Source organism: Pseudoxanthomonas sp. CCNWLY206-1 (assembly GCF_039710385.1).
GTDB lineage: Bacteria > Pseudomonadota > Gammaproteobacteria > Xanthomonadales > Xanthomonadaceae > Pseudoxanthomonas_A.
In genome coordinates this window covers 584,964-602,080 of record NZ_JBDKXI010000002.1, presented here as the reverse complement: position 1 = coordinate 602,080, position 17,117 = coordinate 584,964, and the positions used below count along the sequence as shown (strand labels likewise).

Genomic DNA, 17,117 nt, shown 5'->3' with positions numbered 1-17,117 from the left:
AGCGCGGCGCGGCAGACGAGGCAGCCGCTTGGGAATACAAGTCCAAGCGCCGCTGGATGGTGGCAGGTCGTGGTCGCCCGGGCCACGTTCACGCCGAAGCGCCTCGTACAACGGGCTATAATTGGTATCTTCCCCGTCGCCCTGTAGGAAACCCATGAGCATTGAACAGCTTGCCGAAACCGCCCAGGCCATGGTGGCCGCCGGCAAGGGCATCATCGCCATCGACGAATCCACCACGACCATCGCCAAGCGGTTCGCGGGCGTGGGTATCGAGAACACCGAAGAAAACCGCCGCGCCTATCGCGAGCTCCTGCTCACCACCCCCAAGCTCGGCGACTACATTTCCGGCGCCATCCTGTACGACGAAACCATCCGCCAGTCCACCAAGGACGGTGTGCCGTTCGCCAAGTACATGGCCGCCAACGGCATCATTCCCGGCATCAAGGTCGACAAGGGTACCCATCCCCTGGCCGGCTGCCCGGGCGAAGTGGTCACCGAAGGCCTGGACGGTCTGCGCGAACGTCTGAAGGAGTACTACAGCCTGGGCGCGCGTTTCGCCAAGTGGCGCGCTGTGATCACCATTGGTGAAGACATCCCCTCTGGCACCTGCATCGAAGCCAATGCCCACGCGCTGGCGCGCTATGCCGCGCTGTGCCAGGAGCAGGGCCTGGTGCCGATGGTTGAGCCGGAAGTCCTGATGGACGGCGATCACGACATCCAGACCTGCTACGAAGTCACCGAAGCCACGCTGCGTTCACTGTTCGGCGCGCTGTACGAGCAGAACGTGCTGCTGGAAGGCACCATCCTGAAGGCCTCGATGGTCGTCCCCGGCAAGGACTGCGAAGAGCAGGCCAGCGTGGAAGAAGTCGCCGAATCCACCGTGATGTGCCTGAAGAGCACCGTGCCGGCGATCCTGCCGGGTATCGTGTTCCTGTCCGGCGGGCAGAACGACGAAGACGCCACGGCGCACCTCAACGCGATGAACCAGCTGGGCAATCTGCCCTGGCCGCTGTCGTTCTCCTATGGCCGCGCCATGCAATCCGCGGCACTGGCACTGTGGTCGAAAGACCTGGCGGGCAATTTCACCAAGGCCCAGGCCATCGTCCACGCCCGCGCCAAGGACAACGGCTTGGCAGCACTGGGTAAGTGGGAAGGCTGATTTAAGCCTGGAAGTTCAGCGCCAAGAAGAAACGCCGGCCAATGCCGGCGTTTTTTTGCGCTTTGAACGATAGATGGCCTGTGCACTCCATGGCTCCTGTGGGAGCGCCGTCCCCGGCGCGAGCTTTTCCCTAGGGAACTACTGGTCGCGCGCCAGCCTGCATAACCGTTCTCAAGTCCGGCTGCTCCACGTGAACAGACCCCAACACCCCAGGGTGAATTCACGATTCTCCGACAAATAGCTGCCTAAGCAGCTATATCATAGGCACCTATGAACGCAGCACCGAACTCTACCTCGACCATTGGCTACCTGATCGCCGATCTCAGCCGCCTCTACGGGCGAGTCTTCGACCGCCGTGCGGCACACCTGGGTCTGACCCGGGTGCAGTGGCGCGCGCTGAAACGTATCCACCAAGCCGAAGGCATCAGTCAGACGGCACTGGCCGACTTGATGGACATGGAGCCCATCGCCGTCGGCCGGGTCATCGACCGGCTGCAGAAAGCCGGTTTCGTCGAACGCCGCAGTGATCCCGATGACCGCCGGGTCTGGCGTCTTCACCTGTCACCGCAATCCACCCAGATCATGGACGCGATCGAACAGGTGTCGGTCGGTGTGCGCGAAGACAGCATCGCCGGTGTCGATCCCGGCGAACTGCAGACCGCGCTCAAGGTGCTTTCCCAGATCCGCGAAACCCTCTCCCAGCTCGACCGCGCCAGCCGCGGCGAATCCTCCCTCCGCAAGGGCTGAACCATGACCACCAAGATCAACGAAACCGCCGAAGCGGCGGCTACTCCTCCTGCTCCCAAGCGTCGCCGTGTACCTCTTTGGCTATGGATTGCCGGGCCGTTGGCCGTTGCCGGGTTTTTCGGCTGGGAATGGATCCAGTCCAGCCGCGAGGTGGATACCGACAATGCCTACGTCAAAGCCGATCGCATCCTGATCGCGCCCCAAGTCGGAGGGCGCGTCGTGGAAGTGGCGGTCGACCAGAACCAACCGGTCAAAAAGGGCGAGCTGTTGTTCAAGATCGATACCGATCCGCTGGAAATCGCCGTGGCGCAGAACGAAGCGCTGGTCGCGCGCATGGCCAACACGGCCAACGCGAGCCGGGCGAAGGTGACGGGCACCGGCAGTTCCATCGCTGCCGCGAGGGAAACACTGGTCTGGGCACAACGCGACCTTGTGCGCATGGAAAGCCTGGCTTCGCAGCAACTGGTAGCTCGCAAGATGCTGGACGACGCGCGCCACGCCGTCGCCGAAGCGCGCACCGATCTTTCCGAGGCTATTGCAACGCAGTCCGAAGCCACTGCCACCTTGAGCGGCAGCATCGGTACGCCCACACAGGATCTGCCGGAGTATCGCGCCGCGCTGGCCATGCTGGCCAAGGCGAAACTGGACCTGGCGCACGCGGAAGTACGCGCACCGGTGGAGGGCATCGTCGGTTTGCATGACTTGCAGGTCGGCGAATACATCAATGTGGGCCAGACAGCGATGCCGCTGGTGGCCACGTCGCCGATCTGGGTGGAAGCCAACTTCAAGGAAACCGAGCTGACCAAGATGCACATCGGTCAGCCGGCAACGATTGAAGTCGACACCTATCCCGGTGTGAAGTGGAAGGCACACGTCGCCTCCATCGCGCCAGCGTCTGGCGCCGAGTTCAGCGTGCTGCCGCCGCAGAACGCTACGGGCAACTGGGTGAAGATCGTGCAGCGTATTCCGGTACGCGTTGAAATCGATAGCGCCGATCGTGCGGACGCACCGCAATTGCGTGCAGGCATGAGCGCGGAAGTGAGCGTCGATTTGCGCGATGGTGGCGCCAGTTCGACGCGTGCCACCGCGTCGCGGTGAGTCCCGATTTACCCGGAAGGTAGTTTCCCCGGGAGAGCAAGGCAAGAGTTGAGCCATGAGCGATCCGCACAAGAAAACCGACGCCGCCGATGCCAAGCGCCCCTTGCTGGTGGCGTCGGTGATGCTGGCCACGCTGATGCAGGCGCTGGACACCACCATCGCCAACGTGGCACTGCCGGATATGCAGGGCTCACTGTCGGCCACTCAGGATCAAGTGTCGTGGGTCCTCACCAGCTACATCGTGGCCGCAGCCATCCTGACGCCCGTCACCGGATGGCTGGCGGGTCGACTGGGGCGCCGCCGTCTGTTGATCATCGCGGTCGGCGGTTTCACCGTGGCGTCGTTGTTGTGCGGCATCGCCACCGGTATTGGCGAGATGGTGCTGTTCCGCATTCTGCAAGGCATGTTCGGTGCTTCACTGGTGCCGATTTCGCAATCGTTGTTGCTGGACGCTTTTCCCAAAGAGAAGCATGGTGCGGCGATGGCGATGTGGGGCATGGGCATCATGGTCGGTCCCATTCTCGGCCCGCCGCTGGGCGGCTTTCTGACGCAGAACTACAGCTGGCACTGGGTATTTCTCATCAATCTGCCCATCGGCATTCTGGCGCTGATCGGCATCATGGCCAGCGTCAAGAAGGACGAACTGCACCAGCGCTCGCTGGACGGCATCGGCCTGGGACTGTTAGCACTGGGTATTGGCGCCCTGCAGTTATTCCTGGACCGCGGACAAGGTGAAGACTGGTTCGGCAGCCTGGAAATCCAGATCGAAGCCGCGCTCGCTTTCCTTGCTTTGTACCTGTACGGGCTGTGGTGGTGGCGCCGGCGCGAGCATGCCTTGCTGGATCTGGGATTGCTGAAGAATGGCAACTTTGCGGTCGGCTGCGCGCTGATCTTTGTCGTGGGCATCGTGTTGTTCGCCACGCTGGCGCTGTTGCCGCCGTACCTCAACACCTTGATGAACTACCCGGTGCTGACGATTGGTTTGGTATTGGCGCCGCGTGGCGTCGGTACGATGTTCAGCATGATGGTGGTTGGACGGATGATGGGGCGGGTGGATGCGCGTTGGCCCATCCTCACCGGCATGGCCATGATGGTGTACTCGCTACACGGCATGACCCAGTTCGGCCCGACTGCGTCGATGGAAGCGATCGTCTGGCTTGGCGTCATCCAGGGCATGGGATTGGGGCTGGTGTTCGTGCCGATCTCCGCAGTGGCCTACGCGACGCTGGAGCCGCATCAGCGCACCGAAGCCGCGGGACTTTTCAGTCTGGTGCGCAACATCGGGTCGTCGGTGGGCATCTCCGTCGTGATGACGCTGCTGTCGCGTGCGTCGCAGATCAATCACGCCGAAATCGGCGCGCGCATTCCGGCATTCGGTGCGGAAACCACACTGTTGCCGTCGCTATGGGATCCGAACACCGCCGCCGGCGCTGCGTTGTTGAACAATGAAGTGCTGCGCCAGGCCGCTGCGATCGGCTATCTCAACGATTTCAAACTGATGATGCTGCTGACGTTGTTGTCGGTGCCCTTGGTGCTGTTGATGCAGAGCGGGAAATCTCCCGGTGGTGGCAAGCCTGACACCGACACGGCTGCGGTGCATTGACCGTTGAGAGCTATCGCTCTGGTAGAGCCGAGCTTGCTCGGCTGCTTCACGTCCTGCGTAGAGCGTAGCTTGCTGCGCTGCTCTTGGCGTACGGGCCTCGGACACGCCCAGCCGAGCAAGCTCGGCTCTACGAGAGGCGCAGCTGCTCTACAATGCGGTGATGAAAATCGCCGGCATCCACCACGTCGCCATCATCGCTTCGGACTATGCACGTTCCAGGCACTTCTACACCGAGATACTGGGTCTGGCGATTGTCGCCGAGGCTTACCGGGAAGAACGCGATTCCTGGAAGCTCGATCTGCGCGTTGGCGACGGGGTGCAGATAGAACTTTTCTCGTTTCCTTCACCGCCGCCGCGGGTGTCGCGTCCCGAAGCGCGCGGTCTGCGTCATCTGGCGTTTCGTGTGGGCGATCTGGACGCGGCAGTCAAACATCTGAATGACCATGACATTCCTGTCGAACCCATCCGAGTGGACGAATACACCGGCAAGCGCTTCACTTTCTTCGCCGATCCGGATGACTTGCCGCTGGAGTTGTACGCGGACTGACGCTCGGGCTATGGTGACGCCGGACAACTATCGGGTCACCCAGCATGTCACCCAGTCAAATCCGATTCCCGCCCGAGGCGATCGCTGCGTTGGAGAAAGGCAATCCCATCGTCGCGATCAAGCTGGTGCGTTCCGCCAATGACATGGATCTGCGCACTGCCAAAAACACCGTCGATGCCTATTTGTTGGGAGAGCGAAACTTTTCAACCGATGCGATCGAGCGCCCCGCGGCAGTCCATGTAGAGACGGGCGAATTACCTTCCGAAGCGCTCGCCGCGCTTGCCAAGGGGAAGAGGGTTGAGGCGGTCAAGATAGTCCGCGAGCATTACGGTCTGCATTTGAAGGAAGCCAAGGACAAGGTGGATGCTTATCTAGGCAAGCATCCGTCGCGAGACGGACAGGCGATCAAGACATCAACAGTGCAACGCGATCGGATGCTGCCACAGGGATGGTGGATTTTCTTCGGCCTTGCGCTGCTGGCGGCTTTTTATTTCTTCCGATAAAGCCCGTCGCTTCTCGTAGAGCCGAGCTGCGCCTCGCGATAGTACCGAGCCGGTAGCAATGAGGCCGTCGCAACGGCAGGCGATAGCGACTAGTCGCTTGAGCTGCTCGCGACCGGGGATATCAATGTCGCGACTTGACCCGCCATTCGGCTGTTGGCTTTTAACCGCCGAACGGCGGGTCAAGCCGTCGCTCCCAGAGTTGGGGCCCGTTGCTTCTCGTAGAGCCGAGCTTGCTCGGCTGGATGTGTCCGAAGCTTGTTGTGGTAGAGCAGCGGAGCAAGCTCCGCTCTACGAGAACCTTAGCGCCACGGCATCATTGCCACTGACCCGGTGCCACAGCGGAGCAAGCTCCGCTCTACGTCATCCCAGCGACGCCAACCACTCGTCATCCGAGCCTTCGTTGACGCCTTCGAACAATGGCGTCGAGAAGTAGCGTTCGCCGGTATCGGGCAACACGGCCAGGATGACCGAACCTTCGGTGGCCTTTTCGGCTACCTGCAACGCGGCGGCGACGGTCGCACCGGCGGATATGCCGACGAAGATGCCTTCTTCGGCCGCCAATCGGCGTGAGACAGCAATGGCATCGACGTCGGTGATCGGGAGTATCTGGTCGGCGACATCGCGGTTAAGTACTTGCGGTATGAAATCGGGCGTCCAGCCCTGGATCTTGTGCGGCTGCCATTCCTTGCCCTGCAGCAGCGAAGCACCGGCCGGCTCGGCTGCGGTGATCTTCACTTCCGGCCGAGCCACGCGCAGCACTTCGCCCACGCCGGTCAACGTACCGCCGGTGCCCCAGCCGGTGACGAAATGATCCAGTCGCAAGCCAGCGAAATCGCGCAGGATTTCCGCCGCCGTGGTCTGTCGGTGATACGCCGGGTTGGCGGGATTGGCGAACTGGCTCGCCAGGAACCAGCCGTGCTTCTTCGCCAATTCTTCCGCCCGCCGCACCATGCCGCTGCCGCGTTCGGCGGCGGGTGTCAGGATCACCTTCGCGCCGTAGGCGCGCATCAGCTTGCGGCGTTCGATGGAGAAGGTTTCGACCATGGTCGCGACGAACTTGTAGCCGCGCGCCGCCGCCACCATCGCAAGCGCCACGCCGGTATTGCCGGAGGTCGCTTCGATGATCGTGTCGCCCGGTTTCAGCAGGCCCTTGGCTTCCGCGTCCAACACGATCGCCAGCGCCAGGCGATCCTTGACCGAGCCGCCCGGATTGAACGATTCCGCTTTGGCGTACAGCGTGACGTGCGTTGGCGCCACGCGGTTCAATCGGATCACCGGAGTACGGCCGATGGTGTCGAGGATGCTGTTGTAGATAGCCATGAAGTTCTCCGGAAAAAAGGGGTCAGGCGGCTCGCGACAGTGTAGGCGCGGAAAGGGCGTTGGAATATGGCAAGGGCGCCCGCAGCGGAGCGTTACCGAACCAATGCAGTGTCTCGGCCAACGCGGCTACTTCTCCCAGGATCAGCAGGGCGGGCGAACGGACGCCATGATGTCGAGCGGTATGCGGCAGATCATCCAGTTGTCCAATCACCACACGCTGTTCCTCACGGGACCCATTCTCAATTAACGCAAATGGCGTGGAAGCCGGACAGCCTTCGTCCGTCAGGCGCGTGCGCAGCGTTTCCAATTCGCCCACCCCCATATAGAACGCCAGCGTCTGCCGCTCCCGAGCCAGGGCCGGCCAGTCCAGCGTATCCAGCGACGCTTTGCAGTGAGCGGTGATCAAGCGCACCGATTGCGCGTGGTCGCGATGGGTTAATGGAATGCCGGCATAGGCGGCGCACGCTACCGCGGCGGTGATGCCAGGCACCACTTCATAAGCGATGCCATGCGCATGCAGGAACTGGAGCTCTTCGCCGCCGCGCCCGAATACGAATGGGTCGCCGCCTTTCAGGCGCACCACGCGGTAGCCGGCGCGGGCGTATTCCAGCATCAGAGCATGGATTTCTTCCTGCCGGATGCTATGGCCCTGGGCAGACTTGCCGACTTCGATGCGGACGGCATCGTGTCGCGCCAGGCGCAGGATTCCTTCGCTGACCAGTCGGTCATGGAGGATCACATCGGCCTGGTTCAAGGCGCGCAGTGCGTTCAAAGTGAGCAGGCCCGGATCGCCCGGGCCGGCACCGACCAGTATCACCGAGCCCCGGGCCTGCATTGATTGTCGCAACGGGACCTTATCGACCTCTGCTGGCACGTTGAAATCGGATGATTCGGCATCGTCCGCCACGGCGACCAGCAGGCGGCGGGCTTCGGCGGCACTCATCAGCGCCCGATTGACGGCTGCATCGTCACCGGCGGCGATCGCCAGCCAGGCGCCGTCCAGCCAACCTTCCTGGAATTCGCCAGCCAGCCATTCGATACGGCCCGCCTGTACCCAGGCGCTTAGTTGCGCGGTAAGTACCTGCGCGCCGACGCGGGGCAGGGCGCCGGATTGCAGCAGCGCTTCGGTCTTGCGTTCGGCCGCCGCGCCGCCGCCCACCACCAGCACGGGGCGATGGCGCAGATCGGTAAACAAGGGAAACAGCGGAGCGCTCACGCGGGTAATCATCGGATTGGGTTGCTGACCGTAGCGCCGGGTGATAACCGCCGGAAATAACTTGGCCCGAATAGCATATGTCTTGCGGTTATAAGCCCAGGCCGCTACGGTCCGGGTAAATCCACTAGTCTTTGGAACACCCTGACTGCTTACTGTCCGCGCCCGGACGCAGCCATCGAGACCTAGGGCCTGTTAACACTTATGGAGTATGCCGCGTTGTTTCCCAATGGCCGCCAGGTGGTGTTGCGCAGCGCTGCGCCTTGCTGGTGGCCAGAGCCTGCCCCTGCGAAGGGCAGGGGTCAAGCTGCGCGGCGCCGCATGGTGGCCATTGGGAAACAACCCGAAGAGCCTGCCCCGTACTTGATACGGGGGCCGGGCCTGTGGACGCGCGTGGCCGCGTCATCACTCGGTTGCGTATCGACATACGCGCCCTCGTTCTTCCTTGCCTCGCACGCCCACAGGCTCGGCGCGGCATGCTCCATAAGTGTTAACAGGCCCTACAAATGACGCTTACGCAACTCCGTTACCTGGTCGCCATCGCCGACGCCGATCTCAACATCACGCTGGCGGCCGCGCGCGTGCACGCCACCCAGCCAGGGTTGTCCAAGCAGCTGAAGCAGTTGGAAGATGAACTGGGCTTCCTGCTGTTCGTCCGTAAGGGCCGCAGCCTGGAATCCATCACTCCCGCTGGCGGCGAAGTGATCGAGCGCGCCCGCGCGGTGCTGGCCGAAGCCTCCAACATCCGTACCTACGCCGCGAACCAGCGCCACGAAAGCCAGGGCCAGTTGATCCTGGCCACCACCCACACCCAGGCCCGTTTCGTACTGCCACCGGCAATCGCCCAGATCAAGCGCGCCTACCCGCAGGTCAGCGTGCACCTGCAGCACGCGGCGGAAAGCGCGGCGCTGGACCTGCTGAGCGAGGGCGATGCCGATATCGCGGTCATCAGCACCGCGGGCGAACAGCCGCAGGCCGGCATCGCCGTACCTTTGTACCGTTGGCGCCGGCTGGTGCTGGTGCCCAAAGGGCACGCGTTGGATCGGCCCGGACCGGCGCCCGGCATGGCCGAACTGGCACAGCAGCCGCTGATCAGCTACGAATCATCGACCCGTCCGGAGTCCTCGTTGCAGCGTTCCTTCGCCAGCGTGGGATTGGAGCCGACCATCGCGCTGACCGCGCTGGATGCGGACTTGATCAAAACCTATGTGCGCACCGGCCTGGGCGTGGGCCTGTTGGCGGAAATGGCGGTCAACGCCAGCGACACCGACCTGCGCGCCTGGCCCGCGCCCAAGGAAGTGAAGGAATGCATCGCCTGGGCGGTACTGCCGCGCGAACGGGTACTGCGGGACTACGCCCTGGAACTGGTGCATGTGTTGGCGCCCCAAGTCGATCGCCGCGACCTGCGCAGGGTGCTCGACGGCAACCAGGAGCCGGACTGGCCCGTACCTCCCACCTGGGAATCGCTGAGCCAAAGCATCACCAATTGACGCTGAGGCTTAGTTCGTACACGCTCCTCACAGCAGGCTCGTCATAGCAGGCTTGTCACAAGCAGGGCTCGCCACAGGGCATGCTCGCCGCAGGACCGCGTCGGGGAAGAGCGCATGAGGCCGATTTCGAAGATGGTATTGCGTATGTACGCGCCGCCGGTGGTCATCGTCACCGGTGGATTCGCCGTGGCCGAGACCGTGGCGCGTACGCAAAGTGCGATCGCGACGCTCACGCCGGGCCGCATCGCTTCTTTATCTTTTCTGCTCGCCATCCTGCTGGGCACCACCTGGGCACTGTACGCAACCTGGCGTCTCTACCGCTGGGCCCGTGGGCGCGAACTGCGCTGCGCCTGCGGCGGCCTGATGTCCCGCGTGCGTACCGATCGGCAGGGCGAGGCGTATCGCAAGTGTCTGGCTTGCGGGGGGAAGACGGCGCATGCGGCGCATTGAATTCGTATTCAATCAACGACAAGGAAATCAAACGTGATGTCTGGTACGACCGGTATTCTTCTTGCGTTGCTATATCTCCTTTCTATCTTTGGTGTCGGCGTCTATCTCCTTGTTCTTCTAGCGAGATTCGTCAAGGCGCACCAGCGCGGCGCGGATGCGCTTGAGGCCATCGCGCGTAAGCTCCCGCCAGTAAGAAATGAGTAGCGAGTGATAGGTCCTTTAGTCGTACTTTGAAGGACACAAGAACATGGGTGGACTCAGTAATTGCGCTTGATCACCGCTGGTCCATTGTCATAGGAACTCATGCCGCATGTCTTCCCAAGCAATTCCCACGCTTTACGACTGGCTCGGCGGCATCGCTGCGTTGAACCGGCTGACCGCGCGCTTCTATGAGCGGGTCAGGGAAGACTCCGTGCTTGCGCCGGTCTTCGCGCACATGGATGACGAACATCCGACCCATGTCGCCGCATTCCTTGCGGAGGTATTGGGTGGACCCGCTACATATTCCGCGCAATTCGGCGGCCATCCCCATATGATCCAGCAGCATCTCAATCGCCATCTCACGCAGGAACAGCGACGGCGTTGGGTTGGTTTGCTGCTAGAAACGGCGGATGAATTGAGGTTGCCCGATGATCCTGAGTTCCGTTCCGCACTGGTGGGTTACCTGGAATGGGGTTCTCGTCTGGCGGTCATCAATTCGCAACCCGGTTCGACGGTTGATCCACATGCGCCGATGCCGCGCTGGGGATGGGGAGAGGTCAAGGGTCCGTATACGGGTTGATGTCAGCGGCAGCCATTCCTGGTGCCGAATCAATGCCGGCCGTGGTTCGTCGGCGCTCCAGATTTTCCGACGAGGTCTGCCATGAATTTCCATGTCCCGCTGCTGTCAGCAATGTTGTGTCTGCCCATGGTTTGCCTGGCAGAAGAAGCCGCCGATCCCGTGACCGCCGCCAGTCCAACCGTATCCCCAGCAGAGCTGAAGGCTTCCATTCGCGCTCGCAGTCAGGCGGTGTTCGATGCGGCATTTGAAACCTGCAATCTAGTCGCGCTGCGCGCGCTGGTGGCCGACGACATGGAGTTCTATCACGACAAGGGCGGCGTGGTGGCGCGGTCGGGGAGCGAGTTCGTCGGTGCGATCGAAAAGCGCTGCACAGGCCAGAAGGCGCCCGACAGCTATCGGTCGCGGCGCGAGCTGGTGGAGAGCTCGCAGGAGGTCTACCCGATTCCCGGCTACGGCGCGATGGAGGTGGGAACACATCACTTCTACGAGCGTCGGGGCGATGGTCCTGAATCGCTCGCCGGTGTTGCCAAGTTTTCCCACGTCTGGCAGCAGGTGAATGGAGAATGGAAGCTATCGCGGGTCATGAGTTACGCGCATGGACCGGCACCTTGACTTCCCGCCGCAGATGTCTTGATGTTCGTGAGCACACCAATCGAACTTGGGGCTTCGGCCTTAAACTAAGAAATCATTCCAGGTAGTTCGGCAGGCTGAGCATGCTCAAGGAAGTGGGTGGAGTACCGATACGCGCTAAACATCGTGCGACTTGCCACTGCGGATCGGTGGAGATTGAGCTGGATCTTCCCGATGGCATCGTGAATCCCAGGCGATGCGATTGCTCCATTTGCAGGCGCAAGGGAGCTGTCGTCGCTTCGGTGCCGTTGAGCGGCATACGCATCGTCAAAGGTGCGGAGAACCTGAGGCTCTATCAATTCAATACCCGCACGGCGAAGCACTATTTTTGCTCGAACTGCGGTATCTATACCCACCATCAGCGCCGATCAAATCCCGAGCAGTACGGTTTCAACGTAGGTTGTCTGGAGGGCGTCAATCCATTCGATATCGCGGACGTGCCTACCAATGATGGCGTCAATCATCCTGCGGATCGGTAGGTGAAGCGTGGCTGGTCAAGCGGACAATCCATTTACCCATTCATCGCTGCGCCACCTCGCGTCGCACCCCAGCCCTGCGCAGCACGCAGAGCGTTCAGGCACGCACGAGCCGATGGCGCGCAGGCGGCATGCCTTCACCCCGGTGGGAGAAATGAGTCTCGAGTGTCACCTAGGATGGCGGCCGTTGTAATCAACCTCCGCAGCCTGAAGCTGCCGCAGAAAATTCTCGCCGATCAACACACAGCCGGAAACCGGAAGGCAAGCCATGAACTTCGCGGCGCTCGCCCGGTGCCAGTGCGAACTGATCCAGCGTCTCGCGTGCGCAGTTCGGGTTCTCGCCTGGCGCGGCCTTTGGACAGCGTTCCGCATAGATCAGGTAATGGCAGCGGCCGCTGTCGCTTTCGAAACATTGGAAGGTAGCCACGCCATCCACCTGGGTGGCCTTGCTGAAGATAGCGCCGGCATCGCCGCCGCTGGTGCGGGTGATGTGGGTGATGCTGGGTTTTTCGTTGCATCCGGCCAAAGTCATCAGGCAGGACATCAGGGACGTGATGATACGCATGGCGATTCCTTGAGCTGACGAGGGCGGCGCAGAGTGCCGCGGTTTACATGTTTCGAAACAGGGTCATGAACGGCTGGCTGACCGTTAGTGTTTCCGGCCGGGTTTTCAACTTCACCTTGCCCTTGCCGGTGTCGTCGCGAGTGACTGACGCGATCGCTTTCAGGTTGACGATGGTGGAACGGTGGATCTGCTTGAAGGTGTTGGGGTCCAGTGCGTCGAGCAGCTCGCGGATCGGCGTGCGCAGCAGTGCTTCGCCGTCCGCGGTCATCACGGTGGTGTACTTGTTGTCGGCCTGGAAGTAAGCCACGTCGTCCACCATGATCAGCCGTGTTTCCTTGCCGGTGCTGGCGGTGATCCACACCAGCGGAGGTTTGGAGGAGTTGGGCAGGCGTGCAGAAAGATGACGCAGCAGCGCGTCCAGCGTGGCGGCGTCCGGATGCCCGACGGCGGCGCGCGCCTGTACACGTTGCACGGTCGCCAGCAGCCGGTCGCGTGCGATGGGCTTGAGCAGGTAGTCCACCGCGCCTTGTTCGAAAGCATCGATGGCGTACTGATCGTATGCGGTAACGAAGACCACCTGCGTCCGCGGGCTGGCTTCGCTCATCGCACGCGCCACTTCGATACCGGTCAGGCCTGGCATGCGGATGTCCAGGAATGCGACATCGGGCTGATGCTCGGCAATGGTTTCCAGCGCGGATGCGCCGTCTTCGCATTCGGCCACGATATCCAGTTGCGGCCATACCTCGCGCAACAACGAAGCCAGCGCAGTCCGCAGCAGTTCCTCGTCCTCGGCGATGACGCACTTAAGCAACATGGCGCGCTCCTTCGGCCGGCTTCGGAAGGGTCAGCGTGGCCGCTACGCCGTTCGGAAAATTGGAGACGATGGCGAAGGAGGCGGCGGGGCCATAGGTCAGTCGCAGGCGCTCGCGCAGGTTCTTCAGCCCGATGCCGGTACCGCTGCTCTGGGTATTGAAGCCTTGGCCGTCATCGGCCACGGTCAGCGTGGCGTGGTCGTCATGCTGGCGCGCCAGTATCCAGACGGTGCCGCCACCAGGCTTGGGCTCCAGGCCATGCTTGATCGCGTTTTCCACCAGGGTCTGCAGCATCATCGACGGCAACGGCAGCGCCTTCAGCGAGTCCGGCACCTCGATATGCAGGTTCAATCGCGCGCCCATGCGGATCTTCAGGATTTCCAGGTACGCCTGGGTGAGTTGCAGTTCATCGCCCAGGGTTGAAAGCGAATCCTCGGTGCGCGGCAACGAACTGCGCAGGTATTGGATGAGATGGCCCAGCATCTGGTCGGCGCGCGCGGGATCGGTGCGGGTCAGCACTTGGGCGCTGGCCAACGTGTTGTAGAGGAAATGCGGTTCGACCTGCGCATGCAACAAGTTCAGGCGCGCCACGGTGAGTTCCTTTTCGGTGGCGGTCTGCTCGGCGGCAGCCTGCTCGCCGCGGCGGTGTTCGGCCACGCGGCGGGTGAGGGCGCGGGTAAGCGCTTCGGCGTTTTCCAAGTTGCTGCCGTCGTCCAGGGTAAACAGGTCGGTCCAGGCGTCGGCGTCGGGACCGCAGATCAACAGGATGCTGCTGATGCCATTGCGCGGCGTGACGGTCGCCAGCACCTGGTTGCGAGTAACCGCGAAACGGGCAAATACATTGAAGCGCGAGGGTGGTTTGCCACCGTACGGGTCAACCCGTTTGACCTTGGCGCTGACCTGCAAGCTATCGCGAGCGCTTTCAATATCCTCGCTGCGCGGCAACTCGCGGATGGCCGCGTCCAGTAGGTCGAACGCCGCGCCAGCCTCGAAGGGTACTTCGATCTGGCGGCGCTGGCGGCTGGACAAGGTGCCGTGATCCAAACGGCCCGCCACCAGCCAGACCCGGCGCAGGTGGGAGATGGTGCTGATCAATACCGACACCATGACCAGCATGGCCAGCAGGCCGAAGAACCAGCCGGGTGATTCGTCCATGCCGCTGAAGACGCCGCTCCACAGGAAAGCGGCCACGATGATGGCGGCGACCCAGGCGGCGATGATGCGAGCAACGAGGAAGAGACTGGCGAACACGGAAGGTACCGGCATTGCTGGATTGCTGGGGAGCATAACGGGCCGCGCGGACGCTGTGTCTGGTGAAGCGACGAGGTTTGGATTCTGGCGACGAAACGCCGGGTTTTGGGAGTGAATCCGGGCGGTTGGGAGTGTTTACGGCGGGCAGCCGCTTTCGGTTGGATGGGGCGAAGAGCAAGGAGCTCGCGGCGGGACGCCGCTCCTACATGGTTCCAGCATCTCGTAGCTCGCGGCCGCTTGTGCGCCTGCTTGGTAGGAGCGGCGTCCCGCCGCGAGCTCTTGATCGGCGGCCGAGATTGTCAGGAATGCCGCGGTGTCGCGCGGCTCCGCCGCCCGCGTTCCCCCACGGGGCCGGCAAGGATGCTGGCCCGAATTGGGGTCGGAAAACAGCATGGTGGAAAAGGAGTTTCCTGCCAAAGTACAGCGCGTGATCAATGGAAGGGAGATCGCGCTGTACCTCCCCCGCGGCAGGGTGCGACCATCGTCTTCTATTCGTCGAGCGACGTAGTGTAGAGCGGAGCTTGCTCCGCTGCTTTTGATTTGCACGCGCGTATCGAAGAGCAGCCGAGCAAGCTCGGCTCTACGAGAAGCGACTGAAGAGCAGCCGAGCAAGCTCTGCGCTACAAAGCGCATCTAGTATTGGAACAGATCGCGTCGGTTTATCGATGGAGTGATAACGACATGAAACAACATCTACTCGCTACAGCGGTCGCCATGGGCTCTGCTCTCAGTGCGATTTTTCCCGGGCCGGTAAGAGCCAGTTCGTTTGCGGACACCATCTATTTTGGCGGTCCGATCTTGACGATGAATGACGCGCAACCAACGGCGGAAGCCTTGGCTGTCGCCAACGGCGAGATTATGTCGGTTGGCGCATCGAGCGATGTGCTGACTCATCGCAGTCCGTCAACGCGCATGATCGACCTGGAAGGAAAGGCACTCTTGCCGGGCTTCATAGATCCGCACGGTCATGTCAGCTTGGTGGGGCTGCAGGCTGCATCGGCCAATCTTTTGCCGGCACCGGATGGCCAGGGCAACTCGATTGCTGCTTTGAATGAAACGCTCTGTCGGCACATGGAAGATTCGTCCATGCCGGAGGACCTGGGTGTGGTGGTGGGGTTTGGATATGACGATTCGCAGCTTTCAGAAGGACGGCACCCGACGCGCCGGGATTTTGATGAAGTTGCCCGCGACATGCCTATCCTGACCATCCACCAATCGTTTCACCTCGGCTCGCTCAACAGCAAGGCGCTTGAGATTGTGGGATTCAACGCCGATACGCCAGATCCGCCAGGCGGCAAAATCTGGCGTGAGCCAGATTCGCAAGAGCCCAGCGGCGTCGTGGAAGAAGCCGCATTTTTCTATGCACTGTCCACGTTGCTCGCTGGCGTTGGCCCAGACCTGGCGCAGCCGATGCTTATCGCCGGGCAGGACCTTTATCTGAGCTACGGCTATACCACCATTCAAGACGGGCGCGCCAGCGCTGCTCAAATCGCCGTGGCGAAGACGGCCGCGCGGGACAAGCTGCTCAAAGCGGATATCGTGGCTTACCCCGATGTGTTCGACCCGGCGACTCCGGCTTTAATGGCGCCACCCTGGTTTCGTGATGTCTCGCAACCGCCGGAATATGTCTCCGGTTTCCGAATAGGCGGTGTCAAGCTAACCCTGGACGGATCCCCGCAAGGCAAGACCGCATGGTTGACTCGCCCTTATTTCAAGCCACCGGCGGGCGAGGATCCGGACTATGCGGGACACGGCGTCGTATCGGACGAGCAGGCGCTTGCCGCGATCACCATGGCGCTGCGCAATCGCTGGCAGATCCTGATACACGCCAACGGCGATCGCGCGATTGATCAGATGCTAGACCGTCTGCAAGAAGCCCAATCGGTCGTGGAAGGGGATGACGTGCGGCCGGTCCTTATCCATGGGCAGACCTTGCGGGAAGACCAGGTTGATCGCCTGAAGGACCTGGGCGTTTTCCCGTCGTTGTTTCCCATGCACACGTTCTATTGGGGAGACTGGCATCGTCAGTCCGTTCTCGGTCCACAGCGAGCGGAGAACATTTCTCCCACGGGCTGGCTTGTGCAGCGCGAGATGATGTTCTCCACACATCATGATGCACCGGTGGCGTTGCCCAATTCGATACGTGTCATGTCGAGCACCGTGAACCGCACGACCCGGTCTGGTTATGTGCTGGGTCGGCCACATCGTGTGGCGCCGTCGGTCGCGTTGAAGGCCATGACGTTGTGGCCCGCCCACCAGCATTTCGAAGCTGCCAGGAAAGGTTCGTTGGAAGCTGGAAAGCTGGCGGACCTGGTGATCCTTTCCAGGAGTCCACTGGACCAGAACACTCCGCGGATTGACGACATCAAGGTCGTGGAGACCATCAAAGAAGGTAAGACGGTCTATCAGGTAGGTAGCCCACCGCCGCCTAGAGCGCCTTGCATGCCATCGCGCCGCCGTGCCCCGTAGAGC

General features: G+C 62.0%; 17 protein-coding genes. 12 read left to right on the top strand and 5 right to left on the bottom strand.

Going from position 1 to position 17,117, the window contains the following annotated elements; translation table 11 throughout:
• Window positions 1-154 precede the first annotated feature (154 nt).
• The 6 genes from AADW18_RS06865 to AADW18_RS06840 all read left to right on the top strand — a co-directional run bounded on the left by AADW18_RS06865 (window position 155) and on the right by AADW18_RS06840 (window position 5,657).
• On the top strand, window positions 155-1,159 hold the full coding sequence (locus AADW18_RS06865; protein WP_337342605.1) for a class I fructose-bisphosphate aldolase: 1,005 nt from the start codon (window positions 155-157) through the stop codon (window positions 1,157-1,159).
• Between the two features lie 270 nt (window positions 1,160-1,429).
• Window positions 1,430-1,906 (top strand): MarR family transcriptional regulator, encoded by a 477-nt coding sequence (locus AADW18_RS06860; RefSeq protein ID WP_337342604.1) that lies wholly within the window; start codon window positions 1,430-1,432, stop codon window positions 1,904-1,906.
• Between the two features lie 3 nt (window positions 1,907-1,909).
• The gene (locus AADW18_RS06855; RefSeq protein ID WP_337342603.1) at window positions 1,910-3,004 is read left to right on the top strand and encodes an HlyD family secretion protein; all 1,095 of its coding nucleotides are present in this window, start codon (window positions 1,910-1,912) and stop codon (window positions 3,002-3,004) included.
• Between the two features lie 55 nt (window positions 3,005-3,059).
• On the top strand, window positions 3,060-4,607 hold the full coding sequence (locus AADW18_RS06850) for an MDR family MFS transporter (protein ID WP_337342602.1): 1,548 nt from the start codon (window positions 3,060-3,062) through the stop codon (window positions 4,605-4,607).
• A gap of 160 nt (window positions 4,608-4,767) precedes the next feature.
• Entirely contained in the window at window positions 4,768-5,154 is a 387-nt protein-coding gene (locus AADW18_RS06845; RefSeq protein ID WP_337342601.1) for a VOC family protein, read from the top strand.
• A 44-nt stretch (window positions 5,155-5,198) separates the two neighbouring features.
• A complete protein-coding gene (locus AADW18_RS06840; RefSeq protein ID WP_337342600.1) occupies window positions 5,199-5,657 on the top strand; it encodes a hypothetical protein in 459 nt (152 codons plus the stop codon).
• Between the two features lie 360 nt (window positions 5,658-6,017).
• Here the strand turns inward: AADW18_RS06840 and cysK are convergent, their stop codons facing one another.
• Together cysK and cobA are read right to left on the bottom strand one after the other, a co-directional pair.
• Window positions 6,018-6,977: a cysteine synthase A gene (cysK, locus tag AADW18_RS06835; RefSeq protein WP_337342599.1), complete on the bottom strand. Its 960-nt coding sequence runs from the start codon at window positions 6,975-6,977 to the stop codon at window positions 6,018-6,020.
• Between the two features lie 22 nt (window positions 6,978-6,999).
• Window positions 7,000-8,193 carry a uroporphyrinogen-III C-methyltransferase gene (gene cobA, locus AADW18_RS06830; RefSeq protein WP_337342598.1) on the bottom strand — a complete coding sequence of 398 codons (1,194 nt, stop codon included), beginning with the start codon at window positions 8,191-8,193 and terminating at the stop codon, window positions 7,000-7,002.
• Window positions 8,194-8,696: 503 nt separating this feature from the next.
• On the opposite strand from cobA, the gene AADW18_RS06825 reads away from it, so the two are divergent.
• From AADW18_RS06825 to AADW18_RS06805, 5 genes are all read left to right on the top strand, one after another.
• On the top strand, window positions 8,697-9,680 hold the full coding sequence (locus tag AADW18_RS06825; protein ID WP_337342597.1) for a LysR family transcriptional regulator: 984 nt from the start codon (window positions 8,697-8,699) through the stop codon (window positions 9,678-9,680).
• Between the two features lie 114 nt (window positions 9,681-9,794).
• A complete protein-coding gene (locus AADW18_RS06820; RefSeq protein ID WP_337342596.1) occupies window positions 9,795-10,130 on the top strand; it encodes a hypothetical protein in 336 nt (111 codons plus the stop codon).
• A 310-nt stretch (window positions 10,131-10,440) separates the two neighbouring features.
• Complete coding sequence (locus AADW18_RS06815) at window positions 10,441-10,911, top strand: group II truncated hemoglobin (protein WP_337342595.1); 471 nt, start codon at window positions 10,441-10,443, stop codon at window positions 10,909-10,911.
• An 81-nt stretch (window positions 10,912-10,992) separates the two neighbouring features.
• Complete coding sequence (locus AADW18_RS06810; RefSeq protein ID WP_337342594.1) at window positions 10,993-11,523, top strand: nuclear transport factor 2 family protein; 531 nt, start codon at window positions 10,993-10,995, stop codon at window positions 11,521-11,523.
• Window positions 11,524-11,624: 101 nt separating this feature from the next.
• Entirely contained in the window at window positions 11,625-12,020 is a 396-nt protein-coding gene (locus tag AADW18_RS06805; protein ID WP_337342593.1) for a GFA family protein, read from the top strand.
• A gap of 190 nt (window positions 12,021-12,210) precedes the next feature.
• Here AADW18_RS06805 and AADW18_RS06800 read toward each other — a convergent pair whose 3' ends face one another.
• Genes AADW18_RS06800 through AADW18_RS06790 form a run of 3 tightly spaced genes read right to left on the bottom strand, consistent with a single transcriptional unit; the run spans window position 12,211 to window position 14,645 of the window.
• Window positions 12,211-12,582: a hypothetical protein gene (locus tag AADW18_RS06800; protein ID WP_337342592.1), complete on the bottom strand. Its 372-nt coding sequence runs from the start codon at window positions 12,580-12,582 to the stop codon at window positions 12,211-12,213.
• A gap of 43 nt (window positions 12,583-12,625) precedes the next feature.
• A complete protein-coding gene (locus AADW18_RS06795; protein WP_337342591.1) occupies window positions 12,626-13,396 on the bottom strand; it encodes a LytTR family DNA-binding domain-containing protein in 771 nt (256 codons plus the stop codon).
• A complete protein-coding gene (locus AADW18_RS06790) occupies window positions 13,386-14,645 on the bottom strand; it encodes a sensor histidine kinase (protein WP_337342751.1) in 1,260 nt (419 codons plus the stop codon). Before AADW18_RS06790 ends, AADW18_RS06795 begins: the two co-directional genes overlap by 11 nt.
• Window positions 14,646-15,449: 804 nt before the next feature.
• Here AADW18_RS06790 and AADW18_RS06785 point away from each other — a divergent pair.
• Entirely contained in the window at window positions 15,450-17,114 is a 1,665-nt protein-coding gene (locus tag AADW18_RS06785; RefSeq protein ID WP_337342590.1) for an amidohydrolase, read from the top strand.
• The last annotated feature ends 3 nt before the right edge of the window (window positions 17,115-17,117 follow it).

Excerpts from the sequence above, each read along its gene's own strand:
- AADW18_RS06865 (WP_337342605.1), top strand. The coding sequence starts at position 155 with ATGAGCATTGAACAGCTTGCCGAAACCGCCCAGGCCATGGTGGCCGCC.
- AADW18_RS06860 (WP_337342604.1), top strand. The coding sequence starts at position 1,430 with ATGAACGCAGCACCGAACTCTACCTCGACCATTGGCTACCTGATCGCC.
- AADW18_RS06855 (WP_337342603.1), top strand. The coding sequence starts at position 1,910 with ATGACCACCAAGATCAACGAAACCGCCGAAGCGGCGGCTACTCCTCCT.
- AADW18_RS06850 (WP_337342602.1), top strand. The coding sequence starts at position 3,060 with ATGAGCGATCCGCACAAGAAAACCGACGCCGCCGATGCCAAGCGCCCC.
- AADW18_RS06845 (WP_337342601.1), top strand. The coding sequence starts at position 4,768 with ATGAAAATCGCCGGCATCCACCACGTCGCCATCATCGCTTCGGACTAT.
- AADW18_RS06840 (WP_337342600.1), top strand. The coding sequence starts at position 5,199 with ATGTCACCCAGTCAAATCCGATTCCCGCCCGAGGCGATCGCTGCGTTG.
- cysK (WP_337342599.1), bottom strand. The coding sequence starts at position 6,977 with ATGGCTATCTACAACAGCATCCTCGACACCATCGGCCGTACTCCGGTG.
- AADW18_RS06825 (WP_337342597.1), top strand. The coding sequence starts at position 8,697 with ATGACGCTTACGCAACTCCGTTACCTGGTCGCCATCGCCGACGCCGAT.
- AADW18_RS06820 (WP_337342596.1), top strand. The coding sequence starts at position 9,795 with ATGAGGCCGATTTCGAAGATGGTATTGCGTATGTACGCGCCGCCGGTG.
- AADW18_RS06815 (WP_337342595.1), top strand. The coding sequence starts at position 10,441 with ATGTCTTCCCAAGCAATTCCCACGCTTTACGACTGGCTCGGCGGCATC.
- AADW18_RS06810 (WP_337342594.1), top strand. The coding sequence starts at position 10,993 with ATGAATTTCCATGTCCCGCTGCTGTCAGCAATGTTGTGTCTGCCCATG.
- AADW18_RS06805 (WP_337342593.1), top strand. The coding sequence starts at position 11,625 with ATGCTCAAGGAAGTGGGTGGAGTACCGATACGCGCTAAACATCGTGCG.
- AADW18_RS06800 (WP_337342592.1), bottom strand. The coding sequence starts at position 12,582 with ATGCGTATCATCACGTCCCTGATGTCCTGCCTGATGACTTTGGCCGGA.
- AADW18_RS06795 (WP_337342591.1), bottom strand. The coding sequence starts at position 13,396 with ATGTTGCTTAAGTGCGTCATCGCCGAGGACGAGGAACTGCTGCGGACT.
- AADW18_RS06785 (WP_337342590.1), top strand. The coding sequence starts at position 15,450 with ATGAATGACGCGCAACCAACGGCGGAAGCCTTGGCTGTCGCCAACGGC.